Below are 23,965 nucleotides of genomic sequence, written 5' to 3' on the forward strand. Positions count from 1 at the left end.
CATCAAATTTTTATTATTTATAGGCATGTGCATAATAGTAATCTGTCAGCCAATTTGCCATAGTAGCCGTATCATAGCCCTTATTTTGCATGACATTTGTTGTATCCTCATGCTCTAATGATGAGGAAAGAATTGAATCTGCCCATAATTCCGTTGAACTCTTTAAGCTCATGAATTTCATTCGACCAGTCAAGTTAGATTCACTAGTAATTGCATCAGACACCACACAATTTAAACCAGCAGCCTGTGCTTCCACTAGTACAACTGGCAAGCCTTCAAAAAGCGATGGAAATAGAAAAACATCAAATCCTTGCATCAATTGCGGGATATCAGTTCTAGTTCCTAGAAATCTGACTTTAGAAGACAATCCTAAGTCAGCGACTTTTTTTTCAATGCTTGCACGTAGAGTACCCTCTCCTATGAGAACCAGTATGGATTCCGGGTTCTTTTTATGTACAGCATGGAAAATATCTATTAAAAATTCATGATTTTTTTGCTTATTGAATCTTCCTACATGCCCGATAACTAACGTATTATCGTTTGCTCCAATTTCTTCTCTTACCTTATTTCTGTTACTTTCGTTATATTTAAATTCTGCAGCATTCACTGCGTTATTTAGAACTTTTACTTCATTAGAGTTTGCTCTTTTCTTCCCAAACAACCATTCCCCTGCTTTTTTTGAACATGCAAAATATGCAGTCGGATTTTCTTTCATTGTGAATCGTGCATATAATCGAAAAGGAAGTTTTATGTCGATACCTAAATCACTCAAATGACTGTGAGCAATACGGCACGGAACACCTGCATTTTTTGCTGCTCTTAATACAAAACTACTGTTCTCATTGATATGGGAATGCACTACTTTATACTCAGGATTAGTAGCAAAGAACTCATTGAGCAATTTAAAGTAACGTCGATAATTTCCAGGACGTATCTGTGGCATTCGATAAATTTTTCCACCAAGCTCCTCAATTTCATCATCATAATGTCCCTTATCTGTTCTATGTACCATAAAATCAAATTGAATCTTACTGCGATCTATTCTTCGATAATAATTCATCAACATAGTTTCAAGCCCGCCACGATTCATGACGGTAACTACTTGAAGTATACGAATAGGTTTCAAGAGTACCACCCCTATCTAATCATCTTTCTGAGTGAATCTATTGCCACTAACATGAAATAATATCCTGCAGTAAATCTGTATTTTACACAAAAGTAAAACGCCTTCCAAACAATCGGAAAGTAATTCATTTCTAATTGTTTAAAAGAACGTTTTATACGATTATCATTCAGTATTTTACTTAATATATTAAATTTCGTTAATGGAGATACACGATTACTTTTACTGATTGTATTCAGACCAAGTCCGAGCGTATTAAGACAAATACGATTATTTAAAGCTAATTGGAAATTCCCTGATAGCCCCTTATCTTTTAAAAATCTCTCGATGATGTCATACAGGTTAAACCATTGGTTCATCAATTCCGATTTGTAATTAGATGTCACCGAAGCCGCATTTGTTTTCCAATAATGATAAAATGGCTCGTTTAAGAAAACAAAATGATCTATATAATAAAACACCTGTATATTAAATAATGAATCTTCATTTGTACCAATATAACTCAAATCCACAAACTGAATAGCATTTTCTTTAATAACCGCAGAACGATAAAGCTTTGACCAAACAGTGCCCCACGCATCTAAGAATTCTGGATTTCCCATTTCTTCATTTATAGGACCGATTAAACGTCTCATTACATTTGCTTTAATTTCTTCGCCTTCATAACAAATTTTTTCAGGAAGATCAAATTTCTTCTCTTTTGAATGACTTCCAAATTCACGAGTATATGTGCACATAGCAACGTCTGCTTTACCTTGAACTGCTTCCTTATACAAGGTTTCATACATTTCCACGTCTATCCAATCATCCGGATCAACAAACCCAATATATTCCCCGCTCGCAGTTTGTATACCTGCATTTCTTGCTGAAGAAACACCACCATTTTCTTTTTCAATCACTATAATCCTTTTATCTTTCTTTGCATACTCATTAAGTATATTTGCACTCTTATCTGTTGAGCCATCGTTTACCACGATGATTTCGATATCTTCAAGTGTTTGTGATATTAAGCTGTTTAAACATCTTCCTAATAAATTTTCAACATTATAGACAGGAACTATTATACTTACTTTCGGCTTCATCCGTTTCCTCCAGAATATATTTCCCATAAATAGAACTCAATTCCGATTTAACTTGAATAATCGAATATTTATGTACTTTCCGCTTACTTTCAATACCCATTTTTACAAGTAATTCCTTTGACTTGCTCATCTCTACTACTTTTAAAGCAAACACTTGAGCATCTTGATTGGAAATGATATGACCATTTACTTCATCTTCTACAAGCTCCAAATGTCCCCTATTCTCACTTGCAATTATTGGCAACCCACAAGCCATTGCCTCCATAATATTAACCGGTAAACCTTCGCGAAGACTCGATGCAACCGCAATATCGCAGGCTGGCAAAAATTTCGGGATATCATTTCGATAACCAAGAAAGTCCACCATTTCATATACGCCAATTTGTTTGGCCAAGTCCTTACAATCCTCTAGTAAGGGACCGTTTCCAGCTAATAGGAGCTTTGCGTTTGGGACAATATCTTTTATTAAAGCCAATGACCGAATCAAAAATTGTTGATTTTTATTTTTATTAAACTCAGCCGCATAGAACATTAAGAAATCATTAGGTTTATATCCCATCTCACTCCTTATACAAAGCTTTTGAATCTCATCAACTGGTTTAAAGTATTCTGTATCTACTCCCACTCCGTGAACCTGTTCAATTTTAACTGCTTTGAAACGCCGCTGAACAGCCAGATTATAATCCTCTTGATTTATTGTTATCAGGCAGTCTGTGTAATTTGCCATTATTTTTTCAATGGGATAATATAATAACCAATTTATAAGCGGGGCACCTTTACAAAAATGGAACCCGTGAGCAGTATATAAAACCTTCGTGCCATATTTCCTAGCATTTCTTGCCGCTAAACGTGTAATCACGCCCCCCATTGGTGTATGGCAATGAATAATTTTGTATCCATTTTCATCAATAATAGCTTTCAATTCTTTATAGGCCTTAATATTTTTGAACTGCAAAGGTGATCTTTGGATAGAAATTTCATACTTCTTATCCACGTAGGGAAGTTCCATGTTGCCAGCAGCAGCAACATGAACTTCCCACCCTTGTTCTTTAAACCATTTCATATACGGCAAGTGAAAAGCTTTAAAATGAAAATCAACTGTTGCACAGAATAATACTTTATTTCTCACATATATCACCCTACACTCGTTATAATCTGTCTAACCAACTTGCACATACTTCATTTTTTTAAATAATAAAATACGTATCTACGCACACGTACTCAAATTGACATTCATACTATATTTTGCAGAACTATACGACTATTTGCCAATTTCAATAGCTCTTCTCTTAATTCTGATTTTTCAATATTATGATATGTTTGAATAATTTCTTCAATTTCTTTTATGTAAAGATCAGACCTTTTACCTATATAAATTTTAGGATGAATTTGTTGCTCATGTACTTCCTCTTTTTTCAACAATTCTTCAAAAAGCTTCTCTCCAGGTCTCATTCCAGTGAACTTTATTTGTATCTCATCTAATGAATGTCCTGATAATGTAATTAAGTTTTTCGCAAGATCCACTATTTTGACAGGATCACCCATATCCAAAATGAATATCTCCCCACCTTTAGCTAATGCCCCGGCTTGTATTACAAGTTTAGATGCCTCTGGAATTGTCATAAAGTAACGAATCATTTTTGGATCAGTGACAGTCACTGGTCCTCCTTGCTTAATTTGCTTTTTGAACAGTGGTATAACACTACCACGGCTCCCCAATACATTTCCAAATCGTACAGCCACAAATTTCGTACTACTTGTTTTATCTAAGTTTTGGATTACCATTTCAGCAAGCCTTTTTGTCGCTCCCATTACACTCGTAGGATTCACAGCTTTATCTGTAGAAATCATTACAAACGTCTCAACGCCATGCCAACTTGCTGCTTTTGCTACGTTTGTTGTCCCGATCAAATTATTTTTTACCGCTTCTTCAGGATTACGTTCCATTAAGGGTACATGCTTATGTGCAGCAGCGTGATAAACAACTTGAGGATGATATTGACTCATGACTGACATCATTTTCATATCATCCTGTACATCAGCAATTTCTGTAGTAAAGATAATATCGGTGTCACTGTATAGCTCTTTTAATTCCATTTCAATAGAATAGATACTATTTTCCCCATGGCCTAATAAAACCAATTGTTTTGGATTAAATTTTGCGATTTGACGACAAATTTCAGATCCAATTGAACCACCGGCACCAGTTACCAAAATAACTTTATCAGTAATGAAACCTGAAATACTTTCAATATCTAATTCAACAGGTTCACGCCCTAATAAATCTTCTACCTGAACATCACGAAATTCATTTACTGAAACCTTCCCAGTCATTAAATCCTCTAACCTTGGGAGAATTTGTGTTTTTATTTTTGTCTTGGAACATTCTTGGAAAATCGTATTTAATGCTTTCTTGCTAAGCGACGGAATTGCTATTATGATATTATCAATATCTAATTGCTGAACAGCAGATTCAATATGTTTAACCCCTCCGATTACTGGTACCCCAAGAATATCCAATCCATGTTTCTTTATATTGTCATCGATGAAGGCAACAGGCAGTAATTCTGTTTCATTATTATTCAAAAGCTGTCGTACAACCATTGCTCCCGCAGAACCTGCCCCAATAATCATTGTTCTTTTTTTGTCGTCACCCTTTTTAATATATGCATCTCTAAATATTCGCCATAGAAAGCGTGATCCTCCAATCAGTAAAACATGAATCATCCACGTTACAACAAGCAGACGGAAATAAATATCATGGAGCAATATCTGTTGTACTACTGCTGTTGTGATAACAGAAAGTGTAACTGCTTTCAAAACAATGAATAGTTCGCCTATACTTGCATACTCCCATGCTTTTTTATATAACTTATAAATAAAAGAAAAAACATGATGGCTAAGAAGCAAGGTCAGTGCACTTACTACAATAGGCAATGTTATGACATGGAAATCAGCACTTACTAAAAAGCGACTAAAGAAAATCGTGGTTAATACAATTAAGGAATCTATTAAAATTAATAGAAACAACCTTTGATGATACGTCATAATAAGCCCCTCTCTCAATTTTTTGCAACTGATATTTTTATTTATATATACCCAACTAAAGATTTAATGAAGGAAATAAATGAATAACTAATACAAAGTTCCTGTCTACAAGATCCTTCAAAAAGACTTTCTAGACAGAAACTTCAAATAAATACGGGCATTTAACCCTCCCTCACATCACGCTCTTGACGACTAACGTCTAAGGTCTTTTAACCCACAGCATAATCGAGTGCCTCCATTGATAGCGGTAAGGAGACATCACCGTACCCTATACTTTTTTTTATAGGTGACCTTTCATTCTCTACCGAAGAATGTCCTTCCTCCTTACCCCATGGACTAAAAAGTACTGTACGAGCATCTCCCGCATAACTGATTTGAATAAATCTCTTATACCTTTTTATTCAAAATAGCTCCTAGAAACCTACTGTTGCTTAAACCTAACACTCTTTCTGCTTCAACTACTGCTTCACTAGCAGTTTTATTGCAATTTAATACCAACAATACACCATCACACTGACTAGCTAGTATACTCGTGTCTGTTACTTCCAGAAGAGGTGAAGAATCAAATAAAATAACGTCATATTGTTCGATTACTTTGTTAATTAAATCTTGCATGGATGGTAAGCTAAGCAGCTCAGCCGGATTATTAACTTCAGAACCACTTGTTAAAACATGCACATTTTTGATTTTCGTCTGAATTACCGCCTTCTCTAGCGTTGCTTTCCCCTCTAGAACATTTGTTAATCCCGATCTATTTTCTATTCCAAAAATTTTATGTAATTCTGAAGTTCTTAAATCCGCATCAATGACTAAGACCTTTTCATCCTGCTGGGCCATAGAAACCGCCAAATTTGCCACAGTAATGGTTTTCCCTTCCCCATATCCAGGAGAAGTAATTATTATAGTTCTTTTTTTATCTGCTTCAGATACAAACTGAAGATTAGTACGAATTGTTCGATATTCCTCAGCAACCTTCGAATTCGGAGCTGTATGCGCAATCAAATTACTATTATCAAGAGGACGACTTTGTTTTTTATTAAGAATCAAATGTTTTTCCTCCTACCATTACACTTTCTTTCTTACTGTTTTGATCTACTATGTTATTTTTTTTCATTTGGGAAACACTTCCCAAAATAGGGATCGGTAGTAACTTCTCAATATCACGTTCGGATTTAATTGTTTCATCAAGGGAATCTAATAAGAAAACGATCCCTATACTCAATATAAATGCGACAGCCATGGCCAGCTCTATCGTACCTGCATGATTTAAATTTATTGGTGAAGGGTTTCCTTTTTCGTTCGCTTCTGTTAAGACACGAACACCTCCAAAATTCATAACAGATTTTACTTCTTCTTTATAAACATTTGCTGTAACATTAGCAATTTGAGCAGCCTGTACTGGATTAGTATCTACAGCTGTTATAGTGATAACCTGCGATTCTTCTACCTTTCCAACATTTATCTGCCCGCTTAATGCGCCTGCTGATTTTTTCAAATTTAGTTGCTGAACTACTTTTTCTAAAACAACAGGTTCTTTAATCATCACTTTAAGTGTACTCATTGTTTCAGCATTTGCCGGAATAAGGATCCTTGCGGAAGACGAATATAAAGGCGTTTTCATAAAAAAACTGTATATCCCACCAACGAATCCGGCCAATAGTGTGATTACTGCGATAATCCAAAATCTTCTTTTTATAACATTAAACAAACTTTTTAAATTTATTTCCTTCTCCATACTTCCCCTCCACTATTATTTAATTAAAAATGAAGTTAAATATATATTGAACAACATCATTTATTTTACATCTGAATATATTTACAAATCGCCATCCAAATATACATATTTTCAATTATTTAAAAATGTACAAAATCACTTCTAATTTTTATTACAATGACTGACCCTAAAGCATGAATAACTCCTCAAAAATTCCTTCGTATTGTTACATTATTTCATGTCACAATACGAAGGAATTAGTGTTAGTATCATCCACATAGAACATTGCACAGTCTTTTAAACAAATCCTTACTCTATAAGGTTTTAACAATATACCTATGTATATTTACTTTTCATAGTCAGGGAAAATGAATCAAAATTGTACATATTTATCCCAGCGTTAACACGTATATTTAAATTAATATTTATATATATTCAATGTAATTTAATGCAAGATAAGAAAATTGAACTTTTTAAGTATAGATTTAATTAATAAAAACAAACGTTTTGTTTTGTTAATCATAATATACTCATGTATTATTCATTTTAGTTCTTGATAATACCCTCGTCAATATAAATTTATACGTCCACTTCACTCTCTCCCCAGAATATTACATTCAATTATCTTCATATAAATTCACACACAATCTCATAAATAATTGTTTCAAGGAAGTAAAGATCATATAGTCATATGCATATTACCCAATTAAAAATTAGTTACAAACCTTTTCGTTTTCTACTAACTTCTTCATATGATCTAATAGCTCTTTCTTTAGCTCTTCATGTTGCAGTGCCATTTCAATAGTTGTTTGAATGAAACCAAGCTTTTCTCCAACATCATAGCGTTTTCCTTCAAAATCATATGCGAATACACGTTGAATTTCATTTAAACGTTGAATCGCATCTGTTAATTGAATTTCTCCACCAGCTCCTGTTTGTTGATCTTCTAAGAACGTAAAGATTTCTGGTGTTAACACATAACGTCCCATAATTGCTAAATTAGATGGCGCTGTTCCTTTAGCAGGTTTTTCAACAAACTTACTCACTTGATAACTTCTATCCTTTTGCTCTAACGGATCAATAATACCATAGCGATGTGTTTCATTCTCTGGAACAGCTTGAACACCAATTACTGATGATTGTGTATTCTCATATTGATTCATTAATTGGCGTAAACACGGCGTATCCGCTTGAACAATATCATCACCAAGTAGTACCGCAAACGGCTCATTTCCAATAAATTTACGAGCACACCAAACAGCATGCCCTAGACCTTTCGGCTCTTTTTGGCGGATATAATGAATATTGATTTTTGAAGACTCTTGTACTTTTTCAAGAATTTCATATTTCCCTTTTGAAAGTAAGTTTTGTTCTAACTCAAAAGAATGATCGAAATGGTCTTCAATTGCACGTTTTCCTTTTCCCGTTACAATAATGATATCTTCAATGCCAGACTCAATTGCCTCTTCCACAATATATTGAATTGTTGGTTTATCAACAATCGGTAACATTTCTTTCGGCATTGCTTTCGTTACTGGTAAGAATCGAGTTCCTAATCCTGCAGCTGGAATAATAGCTTTTCTTATTTTTTTCAATGGTAATCCTCCTAGTAATATATAAAACTTTATATTTATTTAATGATTAATAAATAAAACACCAACTATATCTTTATAACAAAATGAATACATTTATCTTATTTTAAAACGTCTGAAATCATTATTTGATCAATCGTTGGACCATTAGAAGTAAACTTAAAATCAAACTTATTAGATCGATATATTAATAATGAGTTATCCTCATCTTTTAATTGTGCATCACCTAATTGTTCTATTAGTTTAGATGTCAATATGGTTGCATTCTTAAGGTTGATCTGCTTCACAATTGATTGATTATTATATAAAATATCAACATTTTTATATTGCGTTAATGTCCCTTCTGGCAATGTTTGTTGATCCTGAGGAATACCTAACACACCAGTTACAACCTCTCTACTCTTACCCAAAAAAGTAAGGGATTGTTCTAGATCTTGAGGAGTCCCATCTAATTGCTTTAATTTATTCATAACACCCTCATAAGGTACAGCATGGTCAAATGGTATCGAACCTACTATCTCTTCACTAACCCAGCCTTCTCCACCATTGTCATAAACAAGCTTTAACCAATTGACTCCAGATTCTTCATCTTTTTTCTGATCCTTTACCACAAACGATGTTCCAAATGTCATAGTAGCAATTGCCTGTCCGTCTAGCGCTGGCGTACTTCTCACGCGAGCTTTTGCAGACTTTACATATCGAACATCTAAATCAGCTAATGGATTCCCCTCTTTTTTTACAGGCATTTCTTTACGAGTTGTTTTTTCCACCAGTTCTTTCGCTTGTAAAGAATGAAAGATATTATCCTTTTGCCAATATGTTAGTCCACCCACAGTGATAAGCAATATAAAACCAATTAAACTTGTAATATACTTACGATTTATTCGTTTCTTCTTATGATGCGAATGTTTTCCACGTAGTAGAGATACAGAATCCGTGACTTCTTTTGGGTCATCTTCCGGAGCATCATTTACCTTTTCTAGCCCTTTTCCTGCTTGCTTCTCCATTGCTTCTTTTTTGAACTTTTGTTGTTCTTCTTTACTCATTGCCTTAAATTCTTTTAAGAAACTTTCATACTTCGGCATTACTTCCTCAATAGGACCATAGTCTCTAATTTCACCGTATTCAAGCCATAGAGCCTTTGTACAAAATTTTTTCACTTGTCCTAAAGAATGGCTAACAAAAAATATTGTTTTTCCTTGTTCTTTAAATTCATTCATACGGTTTAAGCATTTATCAGCAAATGTTTGATCACCTACTGATAAAGCTTCATCAATTACGAGTACATCTGGATTAATACTAACTGAAATTGCAAACCCTAAACGTGATTTCATCCCACTAGAATATTTTTTTACTGGCATATCAATAAACTTACCTATATCAGCAAAATCAATAATTTCAGGTGTTAACTTTTCAATTTGTACTTTACTCATTCCCAACATTAAGCATTTAAGCTCAATGTTTTCTCTACCTGACAATTGATTATTAAGACCAGCTGCGATTGCAATAAGTGCAACTTTCCCTTTTATGTTGATACTTCCAGTTGTAGGCGGTGTAATTCCAGCAATCAAATTAGACATTGTAGACTTTCCTGAACCATTTACCCCAACAATACCAATAACATCGCCTTTTTGAGCCTCAAATTCTAAGTTTCTTAATGCATAAAAGTCTTCACCAAATCCTCCAGGATACAGAATATCCTTTAATTTCTCAGAGTTTTTGCTATGCATTTTATATTTTTTTGTTACATTATGAAACCTCACTGATTCATTCATTTTTACAACCCTCATCATAGATAATCTGCAAAGTGCTTTCTAAATTTCACATGTAGCGTTGCACCAATTAACAACGTAACAAGGACAAACGACCAAAAATATAATGCATAATTTAGATCTTGATAAAACCAGCTTGTTCCTAGTAAAGAAGCACGATATCCATCTACAATATAGCAAAATGGATTTAACTGCATAATTTTTTGAAGAAACGATGGTAATTTTTCAGGTGTCCATAATATAGGCGTTAAGTATAGCAACATTCGCATAATTGATTGAACAATCATTTGAACATCTCTCACAATTGTTGCTAGCGTTGACGTAATTAAGGAGAGTGAAAATATTAACATAAGGGTAGCGAACATGTAATAAACAAGCTGAATATAATGAATAGAAATACCTTGACCCGTTACTAAAAATAAAATTGTCACAATACCGATAAGTATCAAATGCTGATAAAGATTAGACATAATTACAAAGCTTGGGATAACACTCATTGGAAAACTCATCTTCGAAATCATATTTAACCTTGTATAAATAGACTTAGATGCTTGTAGCATTGCTGGTTGTACAAAAAACCATACAACAAGCCCTGCAGATAGCCAATAAACAAATGGTACTCCATCTACTCCTTGACCACCCCTAATCCCAAAGCCGAATACAAACCAATAAATACTCATCTGTATGAGAGGATTCAAAACTTCCCACACAAGTCCTAAATAATTATTATTATTTGTACTTTTTACTTGATAAATAGATAAACGTTGAATTAAATATAGACAGTTTACCTGTTCTTTTAATACCATAATCATTGAGTTCATCTTTACTGTGCCTCTCCGAAGAATATTTTCTCTACTACTCGTTTAGAAGCAAAACCATCTTCTAAATAACAATAATTATTATAGAAGGTATCATATTTCCCTGCAAATTCACCCAAACCTAGAGTTTTGAATCTTAATATTTCCTCAAGTACTTCTTCCGTATTCATCACAACTGGACCAGGAGCTTCCGTCTCTAGATCAAAATAAAAACCTCTTAACTTATCACGATAAGAATCAATATCATACGTATAGAAAATGATTGGTCGTTTCAAATTCGCATAATCAAAAAAGACTGAAGAGTAATCTGTAATTAACAAGTCAGATAGTAAATACAATTCATTTATATCGACATGCTTAGAGAAATCATATACAAACCCTTTATACGGTTCTAAATTAAACTGTTCTGCAACCAAGTAATGCATGCGTAACAAAATAATATAGTCTGAACCTAATCGTTTCTGCAAAAGATTTAAATCTAGTTGTAAATCTAATTTATATCGACCTTTACTATAAAACTGATCGTCTCGCCACGTTGGGGCATATAAAATAATTTTTTTATCTATAGGTAATTCATTCTTTTTCTTTAATGCATCGATTGCCTTAGAATTATTATTTACATATAAAAAATCATTACGAGGATATCCAGCTTCAACAACATTCTTTTGAAATTGAAAAGCCCTTTTAAATATCTCAGTTGAATATCCATTAGGGGAAAGTAAATAATCCCAGTTTTGCGCTTCACGATGAAAGTTGTCCTTATACTTTTCAGTTGTTGTACCTGGCATATGAACTTCTTTCATATCACCCGCTAGTTTCTTAAGAGGTGTACCGTGCCAAGTTTGTATATAAATAGTATGCCTTGGCTTAGGAAGCCAAAGTGGCATTCTACTATTTGTTACCCAATACCGCGCTCGTGCCAATAAAATAAACCAACGAATTGAAAATCTCCTTACATACGGAATATTTTCTTTATGAAATTGTGTTGTATGGTTTTTATTTACACTCCAAATCATTTCAAAACCCATATCATTGTGTAGCATATATTCATATATGGCCCGTGGATTACAGCTATATTGTTTTCCAGAATAACTTTCAAATAAAATTAGTTTCTTTTTTGGGGGCAAACAACTACAGATTAGAAATACTAGCTTACATAGTTTCTTTACAATACGATGATTTTTTATTCTTCTTATAAAGCTCATGTTATTTACACACCTTCTAATTCAGTCACTTTATGCTTATGATACATTAATGTGAAACCTCACCTTTTCCCGTTCTTCCCATTAATGCATCTACTTCTTCTTTTGCATTTTTCCCATTGAATAAAACATTATATATCGCATTCGTAATTGGCATTTCAATATTCATTTTTTCAGCTAGGTGATATGCTGCCTCAGCTGTACGAACACCTTCTACCACCATACCCATATTCTCTAATACTTCTTCTAAATTATGACCCTTACCAAGTAAATTTCCAGCTCGCCAATTTCGGCTATGAACACTTGTACAAGTCACAATTAAATCACCGACACCTGTTAATCCCGCAAAAGTAAGTGGATTTGCTCCCATCTCACACCCTAATCGTGTAATTTCCGTTAGCCCCCTGGAAATTAACGCTGCCTTCGCATTATCTCCATAACCAAGGCCATCTGAAATTCCTGCACCAAGAGCAATAATATTTTTAAGTGCTCCGCCTAATTCCACACCGAGTACATCCCGATTTGTGTAAACCCGGAAATTTGTATTCATAAATAATTTCTGTGTTTTCTCCGCAGCCTGTAGATGATAAGATGCAGCGGTTACAGTAGTAGGATGACGAAGACTAACCTCTTCTGCATGACTTGGGCCTGAAAGAACAACAACACTTTCTATTAACTCTTTCGGCATCTCTTCTTCAATCATTTCTGAGATACGTTTAAATGATCCCGGTTCAATTCCTTTACTCGCATGGATAATTGCTATCGGTTGCTTTAAGACGTTCTTTAATTGTTGCACTACACTACGAATTGCTTTCGTTGGGACAACTAATAGTACCGTATCTATCCCATCCATTACTTCCTCTAGAGACTCGTATCCTTTTATTGTTTTAGAAAGTTGAATCCCCGGTAAATATGCTTCATTCGTATGCTTCTCATTAATTTCATGTATTTGTTCCGCTTTATTTCCCCAAATCCGTACTTCATGTCCGTTATCTGCAAGAACCATAGATAACGCTGTTCCCCAACTTCCTGCACCTATGACTGCAATCTGTTTCAAAATAATCCCCCTCTTATCACCTTAAAAACGTTAGAAACATCACTATTTACGTAAGAAGCTAAGTGATATAGATATAATTCACTTAGCTTCTTTGAGTTTTTCGGCTTAAAATATAATAAATATACAAGTTATAATGGTAGTCTTATTTTTCATCAACTAAAACCAGGAATTAATTTTTTAGTTCATTTTCTAAAGAAGCTTTTTCCTGTAGTTCAGATCTAGCATCCGGATAATTATTTACAGCAATTGGTTAACAATCTGTTCGGATGCTCTTCCATCATCAAATTGATTGTACTTCTCTTGAAAACGGAATATTCTCTCTTGGTACTTTTCTGAGAATGTAGCAATATCTTGAATTTCTTTTACAAGCGTCTCTGTGTCTTCGATAAGTGGGCCTGGTGCCTCTTCTTCAAAGTCAACATACATACCTCGTAATTTATTTTTGTAGTTATCATAATCATACGTGTAAAACAGCATCGGTTTATTTAATAATGAGTAATCAAACATAACTGATGAATAATCAGTAATCAAAATATCAGCGATTAAATACATGTCTCGAATATCACCATAATGACTATAATCGTACGCAAAACCTTCGTACTCACTTAATGAAAATCCTTTTTTCGAGAAATGATGTAGCTTAACAATAAATATATACTCATCACCAAGATGTTGTTTCAATTGCCCCAGGTTTATTGGCATTCTAAATTTACCTTTTGTTCTCCATGTTGGAACGTAAACAATAACTTTCTTATCTAAAGGTATACCCATTCTTTCTTTGATCTTATTAATACTCTCTTTATTATTATCTCTAAATAACTTATCATTTCGTGGATAACCAACTTTTAAGAACTTATTGTTAAAATCGTACGCACTTTTGGCAATCTCAGAAACATAATCACTCGGAACTGATAAATAATCCCAACGATGACATCTTCTTAAAAACTTCTCTTTCTGGGTCTCACTAACAACCTCTCCAGGCGCATCTAGACCTAGAGTCTTTAATGGCGTTCCGTGCATCGTCTGAATTTCAATTACATTTTTACGTTTTTCATAAAAATCAGGGAAGTTTACATTATTTACAAAATATTTAGCTGTTGCCAAATAATAATAATACTTTAACGAATTAATTCTAACTGTTTCTGCATTTCCTGGTACGTTTGTATGATGATCCCTTAAAAACCAAACTGTTTTGTAGTCTTTTTTATATTCATCAATATACTCATACACTGCTCTTGGATTACATTCGAAATTTTTTCCCCAATAAGATTCAAATACTACAGATTTCTTTTTCAGAGGTAATAATCTCATTAAAGGATATAACACTTTTCTGATAACCTCTTGTCTTCTTGGGCCTCTTTCAATCCATTTCCACTCAGGTTCCACTCTCAATCTTAAAAGATTATTCTTTTTTGAACGGTAAATTACATACTTATAATCTTGAAAAATGGTTCGAACACTATCCATATTTTCTTTTTTAAATTCTATTCCATTTTCTAAATTCTTTGCCCCAGTTGTCTTTAACCTTAACTGCCAACGTCCACTTTCAAACATAGATACTTTGTCTTTATATAATGGAAAATCAAAATATAAACGTGTATGCCCCTTATTAATTTCAGACTTACTCATCTTCACATCTATCTTTTGGTGTCCATTTATTTTTTCAATCATTAAACTGTGTTCAATGTTCTTTCTGTCAATGCCGAGATAAAAATTATTTGCAACTTTAACACTCAGTTCCGCTCTATTATCAACAATTTTTAACGTTTCTACTTTAGGAGAGAATTTATCCACTCTAACTAGCAAGTTCCCTGCTGGACTATGATCAATTTCTATTTCATTTACACCAATACTACTAATTTCATTGAATTGAATCGACATAAGAGTTAAAGGATTTTTCTTCCCATTTTCAACAATATGACCAAACCATTCTCCACGATCTTTTACCTTACTTAACTTAGATACCTCTACAATTGCCTTAAATGCATTCGTATCATCCATTTTTTGTAAAGGTTTTACAATAGACTTTCCTAGCTCATAATTAATCAGTAATAACTTTGAATTTTCAAATAAGGATGAAGTATTTCCTTCAAATATTAAATGCTTCTTATTCCTATATATTTTTTTAACTGTCGATGTTGTTTGATTCACTTCTAAGCGAATATCCCATGCAGCATTATACTTTGGATAAATAATATTCTCAGCAAAAACCCTGTACTTAGGCTTTGTTTTCAAACCAGCAGCTGGCTGTCCCAATCTAACCGTTCTCTCAATCCCATCATTTTTAATAGAATAAAAAATATAATATTTATCATTTTTTAACTCATAGGATTTTAAAATGTCAGCAAAATTAATTTTAATTTCAAACCCTGACCAGTTATAGTTAAAAGCTCTTCTCAGAGGAATCTTCGAACTTATTGCGATACCTCTTTTAGCTGTAATATCTGTTCTTTTGTGGATTGTTACATCCTCCACTGGAATCCTAATTGAACCTTTTTCATCACTTATGAAAACGTTAATTTCAGCGTCAGATTTGCTTTTTACATTTAAATTTTTGATATAAGCATACCCTTTAATTTCTAAACAATTTTCGTTCCAGCTTACACTTTCCACTCTTTTAATTGCTTCAAATTCTTCTTCTAATGCCCTTAATTCCATTGGTAATTTTTCTATATAAGGATAATCAGCAACGTAAACGTTACCCTTTTTAATTGGTTTAGAATTCTTCAATTCAGTTTTTTGAAACTCTAATAACTGTAATAATTCCTGTTTCTCATTGTTTTTCACTAGCTGATACTTTAATCGATCAATAACTTTTAATTTTTTAAACACAGGCATATCTACATTTTCCAAATACTCCGATACACTTTTAAAATACGTGTTTATATACTCATCATCAGCTTTATCAAGTTGATTAAGGTATACCAGTAAGTCAATACTAAGATATTTAAAGTCTTTTTCCTCTTTTACTAGCCCACCAATATTATTTTCACTAAAATGTTGATCTACCATTCCTAAAGCCTTCAAGCGATCTGTTAAATTGTTGATATCTGTTCTTTGCTGTGTAATAGATTGGTCACCAGCATCCCGCGCTCTCCACTTATATACAATACTTGTTAACACATCCACACTTCTTGCTTTAAAGTGAGCTGGAATCGTTACTGGAATATCCTCATACAGCATTCCTTCTGGAAATTGGAATTTATGCTCTTCCCAGAAACTAACTTTATAGATTTTATTCCATGCTGTTGTATCATAAAGTAATTCTGGCGATTCCGTGATATGTGTCTTTAGCTTATTTTCACTAAATACTTTTTTGTGTAATACAGATGGAAACTCTTTTGTAGAGTTAAATCTCACAACATTTCCTATAATAAAATCTGAACCCGTTTGTAAAATTGTGTTCATCATAACCTTATATGAGCCATTAGGAATAATATCATCTGAATCAACGAATGTCACATAATCTCCTGTAATAAATTCATAACCAAAGTTTCTTGCTTTCCCTAGGCCGCCATTAGGCTTTTTATATGCATGAAAGTTTGTGTACTTATTAGCATACTGAAACATAATATCAGAGCTATTATCTTGAGAACCATCATCAACCATAATTACTTCATAATTGTTATACTCTTGCTCCAATAGTGAATCAAGACACTCTTCTAAATAACCCTCTACATTGTAGATAGGTACTACTATACTTAATTTAGGTAAACCCATTAAATTATCTCCCTCTATAAATATTAATATATCGAAAGCCTCTGCAATCGAGCAAATATCAGAAGGTCTAATACATTAACCTTCTGATATTTTTCAATCATATTTCACGACTAAATAAATAGTTAACCAATTTCTCACTTGAATTCCCTTGAGAATATTTATTCCACTTCACATCAAAGTCTTTTAAGACTTCCATATTAAATGCATTTCTTTTAATCACTTGAATTAATTCAGTCGTATTGTACACAATTGGTCCTGGAACGGTAGTTGTGTAGTCTCCGATAACCCCTCGTCTTTTTGTATACTTCTTCAAATCATATGGAAAAAATACCATTGGTTTATTTAAGTGACAGAATTCAAAAGGAACGGATGAATAATCCGTTACCAAAATATCTGTTACTAAAAATAAATCATTTATATTGGGGTACATAGAATAATCATATAAAAAACCTTTATACTTATCCTTATAATTCAATCCGTTTCTTACCGCTGGATGAAGCTTGATTAAAACGATATACTCATTTTTTAATGCTTCATACATAGCTTCCATATCCAAATGTAAATCAAAATCTACCAATTCTTTATCTCTAAAAGTTGGAGCATATAAAATGACCTTCTTACTTTTTAAATCTGGATTTATTAATAGAACATTGTCTTTAATTTCCCTCTTACGCTGTTCATAAAAAAATAAATCGGTTCTCGGAATACCTGTTTTTAATATCCTATCGTCTGATAACCCAAAAGCACCCTTATAAATGCTAGCAAGAGCATCTGAACCAACAACAATCTTATGGAAATTTTTATAGACATCAAGAAATCGCTTTTGCGCTCGTAGGCTCCTTTTATTAAAAGAAGGTGCCAACAATCCAAATTTTTTTATAGCACCTGCTGCGTGCCAAATTTGAATACATTGCACCCCCTTTTTAAATTTAACTTTCGCCAATGATCCGAAATAATTATCAATAATAACATATTGGGAAGTAGACAAATGATAGATTGATTTAATTGTATGAAGGATATTTTTCGTTTCAAATTTAAAAGACTTCACATTTGAATAGCTATCCACTTCATATTTACATGTAGGTTTATATAAGAAAATTACTTCACAATCAATTTCTTGCCGTTTTATTTCATCATAAATAAAAATGAGATTCTCACCATAAGACATAATAAAAGTTACTTTCTTTTTAATTGGAAACACTTTCATCAGATTATGTAAAATTGCAACTAAGATGAGGTAGATTTCTACTATTATTTCTCTAATCATTTATTCTTATCTAGCAACTTGCACTAGTTCCTTTTTAATTTTTGTAGTAGAAATTCCAGCTGTACGTGGTAAATATATAACCTCACAGTATGCCGCCAAAAAATCGAATTCCCCTTCCCAATCATCACCCATAACAAAAATATCTACATCATGATTAACCACATCTTTTGTTTTCTGCTCCCAATTATGTTCAGGAATTACTTCATCCACATAACGAATCGCTTCTAAAATCATTTTACGATTCTCGTAGCTATGATAAGATTTCTTACTCTTTAATTTATTAAACTCATCTGAAGAAACTGCTACGATTAAATAATCCCCTAAATCTTTCGCTCTCTTCAATAAATTAATGTGTCCCCAGTGCAATAAATCAAACGTGCCGTAGGTAATTACCTTTTTCATAACCCTGCCCCCTGCGAATTATCATTATCATTTCATAATTTTTTAGTTTATAAATATATTTAAATTAGAGCTTTTCCTATACAAGTGAATCGTGAGGGAAACTCGCATCCAATGTAAAAATTATGTAATCCTAAGATATTTTTACATAATTTTTACATTGAGTTCACACGAAATTCACAAAGGTGATTATAACATATTTTTTATTTACAAACTATGACAACCAGATGAAGATTATTGTCATATTAAACAAAAGAATGCGCTTTCTTGTCGTTTTTTGTAATGTTCATTTGCTTTTAAAAAAATAACAAAAAAAGGTGCGAAGAAAATATTCCCTTCGCACCTTTTCTAAATTATAAACTTTCCAGCCTTATCGCAACGCACGACGTGGTAATTTATCAATATTCTCTAACATGATACCTGTACCAACAGCAACACAGTGCATTGGGTTTTCAGCGATTAATACTGGTACTTTTAATTCTTCTGCTAGAAGCATGTCAATACCGTGTAATAATGCGCCACCGCCTGTTAAAATAACACCGCGGTCAATGATATCCGCAGATAGTTCTGGCGGAGTACGTTCCAATACGCCTTTTGCAGCTTGTACAATGACAGCTGCATTTTCTTTTAATGCTTCTGTAATCTCTTCTGAACATACTGTAATTGTACGTGGTAAGCCCGTTACCATGTCACGTCCGCGAATTTCAAGTTCTTCACTACGTGCACCTGGGAATACTGTACCGACTTTAATTTTAATATCTTCTGATGTACGCTCCCCAATTAATAGCTTATACTTACGTTTAATATAATTTAAGATTTCCATATCAAACTTGTCGCCAGCCATTTTGATAGAGGAGGAGGTAACAATATCACCCATTGAAAGTACAGCGATATCTGTTGTACCTCCGCCAATATCAACAACCATATTTCCGCTCGGTTGGAAGATTTCCATACCAGCACCAACAGCAGCTACTTTTGGTTCTTCTTCTAGGAATACTGTTTTACCACCTGAACGTTCAGCAGCTTCACGAATTGCTTTTTGTTCTACAGATGTGATGTTTGTTGGACAACAAATTAAAATGCGAGGTTTTGAAAAGAAGCTCTTCACGTCCAATTTGTTAATGAAATACTTTAACATTGCTTCTGTAATTTCGAAATCTGCAATTACACCATCTTTAAGCGGACGAATCGCTATAATATTACCAGGTGTACGCCCTACCATACTTCTTGCGTCTTCACCTACCGCTAATACTTTTCCAGTATTACGATCAATTGCTACAACAGACGGTTCGTTTAAAACGATCCCTTTACCCTTTACATGAATTAATACGTTAGCCGTGCCTAAGTCAATTCCGATATCTCTCGCAAACATTCCTGCTTCTTCCTCCTTGATATTCAAAATCAGGTTGTACCCGAATTCTTTTACACCTAATTTCAAATTTTATCATAGTTTTAACGGAAACGTAATATTTGAAAAGATAATTCTTCTGAAAAATGTTCCGTTATTCTCAGGGGAATGTTTGCATATGATACTTTATTGTCGCACAGGCTTTTCTACATCTTCTTTTCTGTACTTCTGTTTCGTCGCTTCTCCGCCTCTTAAATGACGAATCGACTTATGATAATCAAGAATTTCTTTCACTTCATTTGCGAGCTCTGCATTAATTTCTGGTAAACGTTCTGTCAAATCTTTATGGACTGTACTCTTTGATACCCCAAACTCCTTTGCGATTACACGCACTGTCTTTCTTGTCTCCACGATATACTTACCAATCTTGATAGTTCTCTCTTTGATGTAATCGTGCACACCACTCGCCTCCCTAAATTGGATGTGAGAAGTGTGAAATGAGACTCGCTGCATATGACTAAGAAGTAAATTCGAGTGCTGTTTGTAAGCGTTAAACATTCTGGATTTTATAATGAAATGATTCACGATTTCTCACCTCAAACACTCTCTTTGCATTGGTTTATAACATTGTATTGCTCGCACTACTGATATATGCTACAAGTTCGGTATTTTTGCGGACTAAGTTAAGAAAAATTACAATTTTGTGTGAGAAATACGTTAACAATGACAATTTTCACTTGATAAATTTCTATACAAAACAAAAAAATGACGCCTCTTGTCAAAGGCGTCATTCTTCACGATCACATTCTTCCTCTAATAATTGATGGCGGGGAACTTCTTTCTTACTCGCAATGTAATAATATAAAGTAAATAAAATGAACACTAAAATAAGAGCAATCGACAGCACAAATAAAAATGACATAGAATCCCCTCCTTTTCTTAATATATATTCGAGAATTCCGTCAAATTTCCTTGTTATTGCGATTTTCTTCCTTTAAACTAATTATTTTTATATAAAAATAAAAAAATCAACTCCCTAGTGAGAGCTGATTTTTTCGTTTGACTATTCTTGTGTAGAAGAAGAATCGCTAGATGATTCCGTAGAACCATTTGTTGATTTTTCCTCTTTTTTCCCTTTTTCATCAGCTGAACTATTTGTTGTTTTCTCTTCTTTTTGTGACTTTTCATCAGCTGAACCACTTGTTGATTTCTCTTCTTTTTGTGACTTTTCGTCAGCTTTGCCGCTTGTTGATTTTTCTTCTTTTTGTGACTTTTCATCAGCTGAACCGCTTGTTGATTTTTCTTCTTTTTGCGATTTTTCATCAGCTTTGCCGCTTGTTGATTTTTCTTCTTTTTGCGATTTTTCATCAGCAGAACCATTTGTTGCTTTCGCTGAACCTGCTTCTGCTTTTACATCTGTCGCAAGTTTGTTTAGGTAACGCTCTGGATTTACAGCTACATTCTCTTTACGTACTTCAAAGTGTACATGAGAACCTGCTTCTTTATTCATTGCGCTTAGACCGGATTTTCCTAACACTTCACCTTGTGCAATTGTTGCACCTTTTTCTACTTTTACACTGCCTAAGCTTTGATAAGATGTTGTAAGACCATTTCCGTTATCAACTGTTACGACATAACCAAGAAGCGAATCTTTTTCCGCCTTTACTACTTTACCGCTTAAAGCAGCTGTAACATCGAATTCTTTCCCATTTTTCGCAGCAATATCGATGCCTTTATTAGGAGAATATGTGTTGTTATAAAAGACAAGTGCTTGTTCTTGCTCCTCCTCTGCTGCTCCATCCTCATAAAACTTCTTCTTCACAACAACATCTACATTCGTTGCAGCTGGCATTTTCACAACTTCTGAAAATTTTGTTACTGGTACTGCTGGATTTTCCGTTTGACCATACGGCGCACTTTGCTCTTTATTAGGTTCTTTCTTTGGATTTGCTGCCTGGAACCATAGAGCGACTGTCAAGATTACCGCTGCACATGCAATATAGATTGCCGGAAATACCCACCGTTTTTGAAATAAATGAACTACCTTTTGCGACTTTTTATTATTCCTTCCTCGCATTCTATCATCACCTCAGCAATCATTTTGAACAATATTCGTTTATCCTATACAAGCTATAACCAATTACTTTTCGACAAAATTTGTAAGAATATGTATAAGAATTACAAAATTTCCGAGGAAATGATAGAAAAAAGAAAAAACTGAGCGGATTGGCTCAGTTTTTAGTCTAGTTGTTTCTTTTTGTAGACAATAAAACATGCAAGTAAAGAAATTACAAACCAAACGAGCACATTCAATAAATCTCCGCTAATGCTGCTAAACCCATTGCCCTTTACTACACTTTTAATTGCCTTATCAATATGAAATGTCGGAAAGTACCCAATCACTGTTTTTATTGCTTTATTTTCAACAAGTGGTTCAAATTGCACAGCTAAATAAAGAGTCATCAAAATCGGCATTCCGATCAGTGATGTTTGTGGTACAGATGAAGCAATTAGTCCAATCATTGTACCAATTATAATAAATAACATTGTTCCGCATAGAAATAGCAAACCGAGTAATGGAAGATTTCCATCTAGCTGATCTAGAATGAATAAGTTGGCGATGCAAATCACAATCGTAATACATGCGGTTAATATACTTTTTCCAATCAGTACTTCAGCTGAAGAAGCCGGTGATAACATTAATACACGTAATGTATGTTTCTCTTTCTCTTCTGCAATAACCATAGATTGAGCAAACCCTGCAACAAATAGAAACGTCATGAGTGTAATGGTCCCTAAACCTGCTCCACTCGCGTTACCAAACCGGCTAAATATGAAAGCAAATATAATTGGCATTGCCGCCATTAACAATACTTGTGAATTTGCCTTAAAATCCTGTACCTCTTTTCGAAAAATAGCTGATACACGTCTTATTGAAAACGTCATTATAATCCCCTCCCAGTTACTTCAATAAAGATATCCCCTAAAGTCGGTTCATGCGAATGAATTGATAAAAGCTCACCTTGTTTCATCCATTCCGAAATACGTTTTGCCCCTAATTCATCTTTTTGCACTGTTTCTTTTTTCTTATTTGTTAAAACCACTTCGATTTTGTCTTTCGCATATTGAAGCCTTAAGTTCTCCGGTGTATCAAGTGCTACAATTTCCCCGCCGCATAAGAATGCAATGCGGTCACAAAGCGTCTCTGCTTCATCCATGTTGTGAGTCGTTAAGAAAATAGTTGTTCCTTCTCTATTTAAGTCTTTTAAGATGTTATGAATATTTTGGACATTTACTGGATCAAGTGCTGATGTTGGTTCATCCAAGAAGAGAATATCCGGTTTATGCAGGATTGCTCGTGCTAGCGTAACGCGCTGCTTCATCCCTTTTGATAATTTTTTAACTGGTGTTTTTTTATCTTCTAATAAATTCACTTGGGATAGTACTTCATCGATTCGTCCTTTTGGACAATCATATAAGTCGCAAAATAATAGTAAGTTATCATAAATGCTAAGTCTTTCATATAAACCGCTGTTATCTGTCAAAATACCGATTTGTTTATAATCAATGCTGCCTGATCCGGCAATATCCTTCCCTAGTACTCTCACTGTTCCAATACTATGAAGTAATTGAGAAGTTAAAATTTTCACCGTTGTTGTTTTTCCTGATCCACTCGGTCCAAGAAACCCGAATATTTCTCCTCGCTTCACTTCAATATTCACATTTCGAAGTGCTGTTTTCCCGTCAAAGGATTTCATTACATCCTTCATTTCAATTGCCAATGTCATTTCGTCATCCCCTTTATTTTTCTTTTATAGTTGAA

20 protein-coding genes are annotated in these 23,965 nt (G+C 33.8%); all 20 read right to left on the reverse strand.

The genetic code is table 11. From position 1 onward, the window contains the following. Positions 1 to 13: 13 nt before the first annotated feature. Positions 14 to 1,126 (reverse strand): glycosyltransferase family 1 protein, encoded by a 1,113-nt coding sequence (locus CN288_RS08825; RefSeq protein WP_026591901.1) that lies wholly within the window; start codon positions 1,124 to 1,126, stop codon positions 14 to 16. A gap of 11 nt (positions 1,127 to 1,137) precedes the next feature. Next, a complete protein-coding gene (locus tag CN288_RS08830) occupies positions 1,138 to 2,205 on the reverse strand; it encodes a glycosyltransferase (protein ID WP_098302139.1) in 1,068 nt (355 codons plus the stop codon). After that, positions 2,168 to 3,334, reverse strand: a complete 1,167-nt coding sequence (locus CN288_RS08835) for a glycosyltransferase family 4 protein (protein ID WP_098302140.1) — start codon at positions 3,332 to 3,334, stop codon at positions 2,168 to 2,170. The genes CN288_RS08830 and CN288_RS08835 overlap by 38 nt, the downstream gene beginning before the upstream one ends. Before the next feature lie 104 nt (positions 3,335 to 3,438). Further along, positions 3,439 to 5,253 (reverse strand): polysaccharide biosynthesis protein, encoded by a 1,815-nt coding sequence (locus CN288_RS08840; protein WP_026591898.1) that lies wholly within the window; start codon positions 5,251 to 5,253, stop codon positions 3,439 to 3,441. 387 nt (positions 5,254 to 5,640) lie between these two features. Further along, complete coding sequence (locus CN288_RS08845; RefSeq protein WP_026591897.1) at positions 5,641 to 6,300, reverse strand: CpsD/CapB family tyrosine-protein kinase; 660 nt, start codon at positions 6,298 to 6,300, stop codon at positions 5,641 to 5,643. Further along, the gene (locus CN288_RS08850; RefSeq protein ID WP_098302141.1) at positions 6,290 to 6,988 is read right to left on the reverse strand and encodes a YveK family protein; all 699 of its coding nucleotides are present in this window, start codon (positions 6,986 to 6,988) and stop codon (positions 6,290 to 6,292) included. The genes CN288_RS08845 and CN288_RS08850 overlap by 11 nt, the downstream gene beginning before the upstream one ends. Before the next feature lie 692 nt (positions 6,989 to 7,680). Next, positions 7,681 to 8,562, reverse strand: coding sequence for a UTP--glucose-1-phosphate uridylyltransferase GalU (gene galU, locus CN288_RS08855; protein ID WP_026591895.1), 882 nt, complete (start codon positions 8,560 to 8,562; stop codon positions 7,681 to 7,683). Positions 8,563 to 8,660: 98 nt separating this feature from the next. Then, positions 8,661 to 10,334 carry a teichoic acids export ABC transporter ATP-binding subunit TagH gene (gene tagH / locus CN288_RS08860; protein ID WP_098302142.1) on the reverse strand — a complete coding sequence of 558 codons (1,674 nt, stop codon included), beginning with the start codon at positions 10,332 to 10,334 and terminating at the stop codon, positions 8,661 to 8,663. Between the two features lie 14 nt (positions 10,335 to 10,348). Continuing rightward, positions 10,349 to 11,152, reverse strand: a complete 804-nt coding sequence (locus tag CN288_RS08865; RefSeq protein ID WP_098302143.1) for an ABC transporter permease — start codon at positions 11,150 to 11,152, stop codon at positions 10,349 to 10,351. A 2-nt stretch (positions 11,153 to 11,154) separates the two neighbouring features. Next, positions 11,155 to 12,354: a CDP-glycerol glycerophosphotransferase family protein gene (locus CN288_RS08870; protein WP_098302144.1), complete on the reverse strand. Its 1,200-nt coding sequence runs from the start codon at positions 12,352 to 12,354 to the stop codon at positions 11,155 to 11,157. A gap of 46 nt (positions 12,355 to 12,400) precedes the next feature. Next, a complete protein-coding gene (locus tag CN288_RS08875; RefSeq protein WP_098302145.1) occupies positions 12,401 to 13,408 on the reverse strand; it encodes an NAD(P)H-dependent glycerol-3-phosphate dehydrogenase in 1,008 nt (335 codons plus the stop codon). 237 nt (positions 13,409 to 13,645) lie between these two features. Continuing rightward, a complete protein-coding gene (locus CN288_RS08880; protein ID WP_098302146.1) occupies positions 13,646 to 17,128 on the reverse strand; it encodes a bifunctional glycosyltransferase/CDP-glycerol:glycerophosphate glycerophosphotransferase in 3,483 nt (1,160 codons plus the stop codon). A 97-nt stretch (positions 17,129 to 17,225) separates the two neighbouring features. After that, a complete protein-coding gene (locus CN288_RS08885; RefSeq protein WP_141527941.1) occupies positions 17,226 to 18,395 on the reverse strand; it encodes a CDP-glycerol glycerophosphotransferase family protein in 1,170 nt (389 codons plus the stop codon). 6 nt (positions 18,396 to 18,401) lie between these two features. Next, on the reverse strand, positions 18,402 to 18,797 hold the full coding sequence (tagD, locus tag CN288_RS08890) for a glycerol-3-phosphate cytidylyltransferase (protein WP_098302147.1): 396 nt from the start codon (positions 18,795 to 18,797) through the stop codon (positions 18,402 to 18,404). A 367-nt stretch (positions 18,798 to 19,164) separates the two neighbouring features. Then, a complete protein-coding gene (locus CN288_RS08895; protein WP_026591886.1) occupies positions 19,165 to 20,166 on the reverse strand; it encodes a rod shape-determining protein in 1,002 nt (333 codons plus the stop codon). Positions 20,167 to 20,328: 162 nt separating this feature from the next. Further along, positions 20,329 to 20,601, reverse strand: coding sequence for a sporulation transcriptional regulator SpoIIID (gene spoIIID, locus CN288_RS08900; protein ID WP_000544009.1), 273 nt, complete (start codon positions 20,599 to 20,601; stop codon positions 20,329 to 20,331). A gap of 328 nt (positions 20,602 to 20,929) precedes the next feature. After that, positions 20,930 to 21,064, reverse strand: coding sequence for a hypothetical protein (locus CN288_RS08905; RefSeq protein WP_026591884.1), 135 nt, complete (start codon positions 21,062 to 21,064; stop codon positions 20,930 to 20,932). Positions 21,065 to 21,205: 141 nt separating this feature from the next. Continuing rightward, positions 21,206 to 22,219, reverse strand: a complete 1,014-nt coding sequence (locus CN288_RS08910; protein WP_098302148.1) for a M23 family metallopeptidase — start codon at positions 22,217 to 22,219, stop codon at positions 21,206 to 21,208. A 161-nt stretch (positions 22,220 to 22,380) separates the two neighbouring features. Continuing rightward, entirely contained in the window at positions 22,381 to 23,088 is a 708-nt protein-coding gene (locus tag CN288_RS08915; RefSeq protein ID WP_098302149.1) for an ABC transporter permease, read from the reverse strand. After that, positions 23,088 to 23,930, reverse strand: a complete 843-nt coding sequence (locus CN288_RS08920) for an ABC transporter ATP-binding protein (protein WP_098302150.1) — start codon at positions 23,928 to 23,930, stop codon at positions 23,088 to 23,090. Before CN288_RS08920 ends, CN288_RS08915 begins: the two co-directional genes overlap by 1 nt. Between the last annotated feature and the right edge of the window lie 35 nt (positions 23,931 to 23,965).

This window comes from Bacillus sp. AFS023182 (assembly GCF_002560575.1).
Classification (GTDB): Bacteria; Bacillota; Bacilli; order Bacillales; family Bacillaceae_G; genus Bacillus_A; species Bacillus_A arachidis.

Excerpts from the sequence above, each read along its gene's own strand:
- CN288_RS08830 (WP_098302139.1), bottom strand. The coding sequence starts at position 2,205 with ATGAAGCCGAAAGTAAGTATAATAGTTCCTGTCTATAATGTTGAAAAT.
- CN288_RS08840 (WP_026591898.1), bottom strand. The coding sequence starts at position 5,253 with ATGACGTATCATCAAAGGTTGTTTCTATTAATTTTAATAGATTCCTTA.
- CN288_RS08850 (WP_098302141.1), bottom strand. The coding sequence starts at position 6,988 with ATGGAGAAGGAAATAAATTTAAAAAGTTTGTTTAATGTTATAAAAAGA.
- tagH (WP_098302142.1), bottom strand. The coding sequence starts at position 10,334 with ATGAATGAATCAGTGAGGTTTCATAATGTAACAAAAAAATATAAAATG.
- CN288_RS08865 (WP_098302143.1), bottom strand. The coding sequence starts at position 11,152 with ATGAACTCAATGATTATGGTATTAAAAGAACAGGTAAACTGTCTATAT.
- CN288_RS08870 (WP_098302144.1), bottom strand. The coding sequence starts at position 12,354 with ATGAGCTTTATAAGAAGAATAAAAAATCATCGTATTGTAAAGAAACTA.
- CN288_RS08880 (WP_098302146.1), bottom strand. The coding sequence starts at position 17,128 with ATGGGTTTACCTAAATTAAGTATAGTAGTACCTATCTACAATGTAGAG.
- CN288_RS08885 (WP_141527941.1), bottom strand. The coding sequence starts at position 18,395 with ATGATTAGAGAAATAATAGTAGAAATCTACCTCATCTTAGTTGCAATT.
- tagD (WP_098302147.1), bottom strand. The coding sequence starts at position 18,797 with ATGAAAAAGGTAATTACCTACGGCACGTTTGATTTATTGCACTGGGGA.
- CN288_RS08895 (WP_026591886.1), bottom strand. The coding sequence starts at position 20,166 with ATGTTTGCGAGAGATATCGGAATTGACTTAGGCACGGCTAACGTATTA.
- CN288_RS08905 (WP_026591884.1), bottom strand. The coding sequence starts at position 21,064 with ATGTCATTTTTATTTGTGCTGTCGATTGCTCTTATTTTAGTGTTCATT.
- CN288_RS08910 (WP_098302148.1), bottom strand. The coding sequence starts at position 22,219 with ATGCGAGGAAGGAATAATAAAAAGTCGCAAAAGGTAGTTCATTTATTT.
- CN288_RS08915 (WP_098302149.1), bottom strand. The coding sequence starts at position 23,088 with ATGACGTTTTCAATAAGACGTGTATCAGCTATTTTTCGAAAAGAGGTA.
- CN288_RS08920 (WP_098302150.1), bottom strand. The coding sequence starts at position 23,930 with ATGACATTGGCAATTGAAATGAAGGATGTAATGAAATCCTTTGACGGG.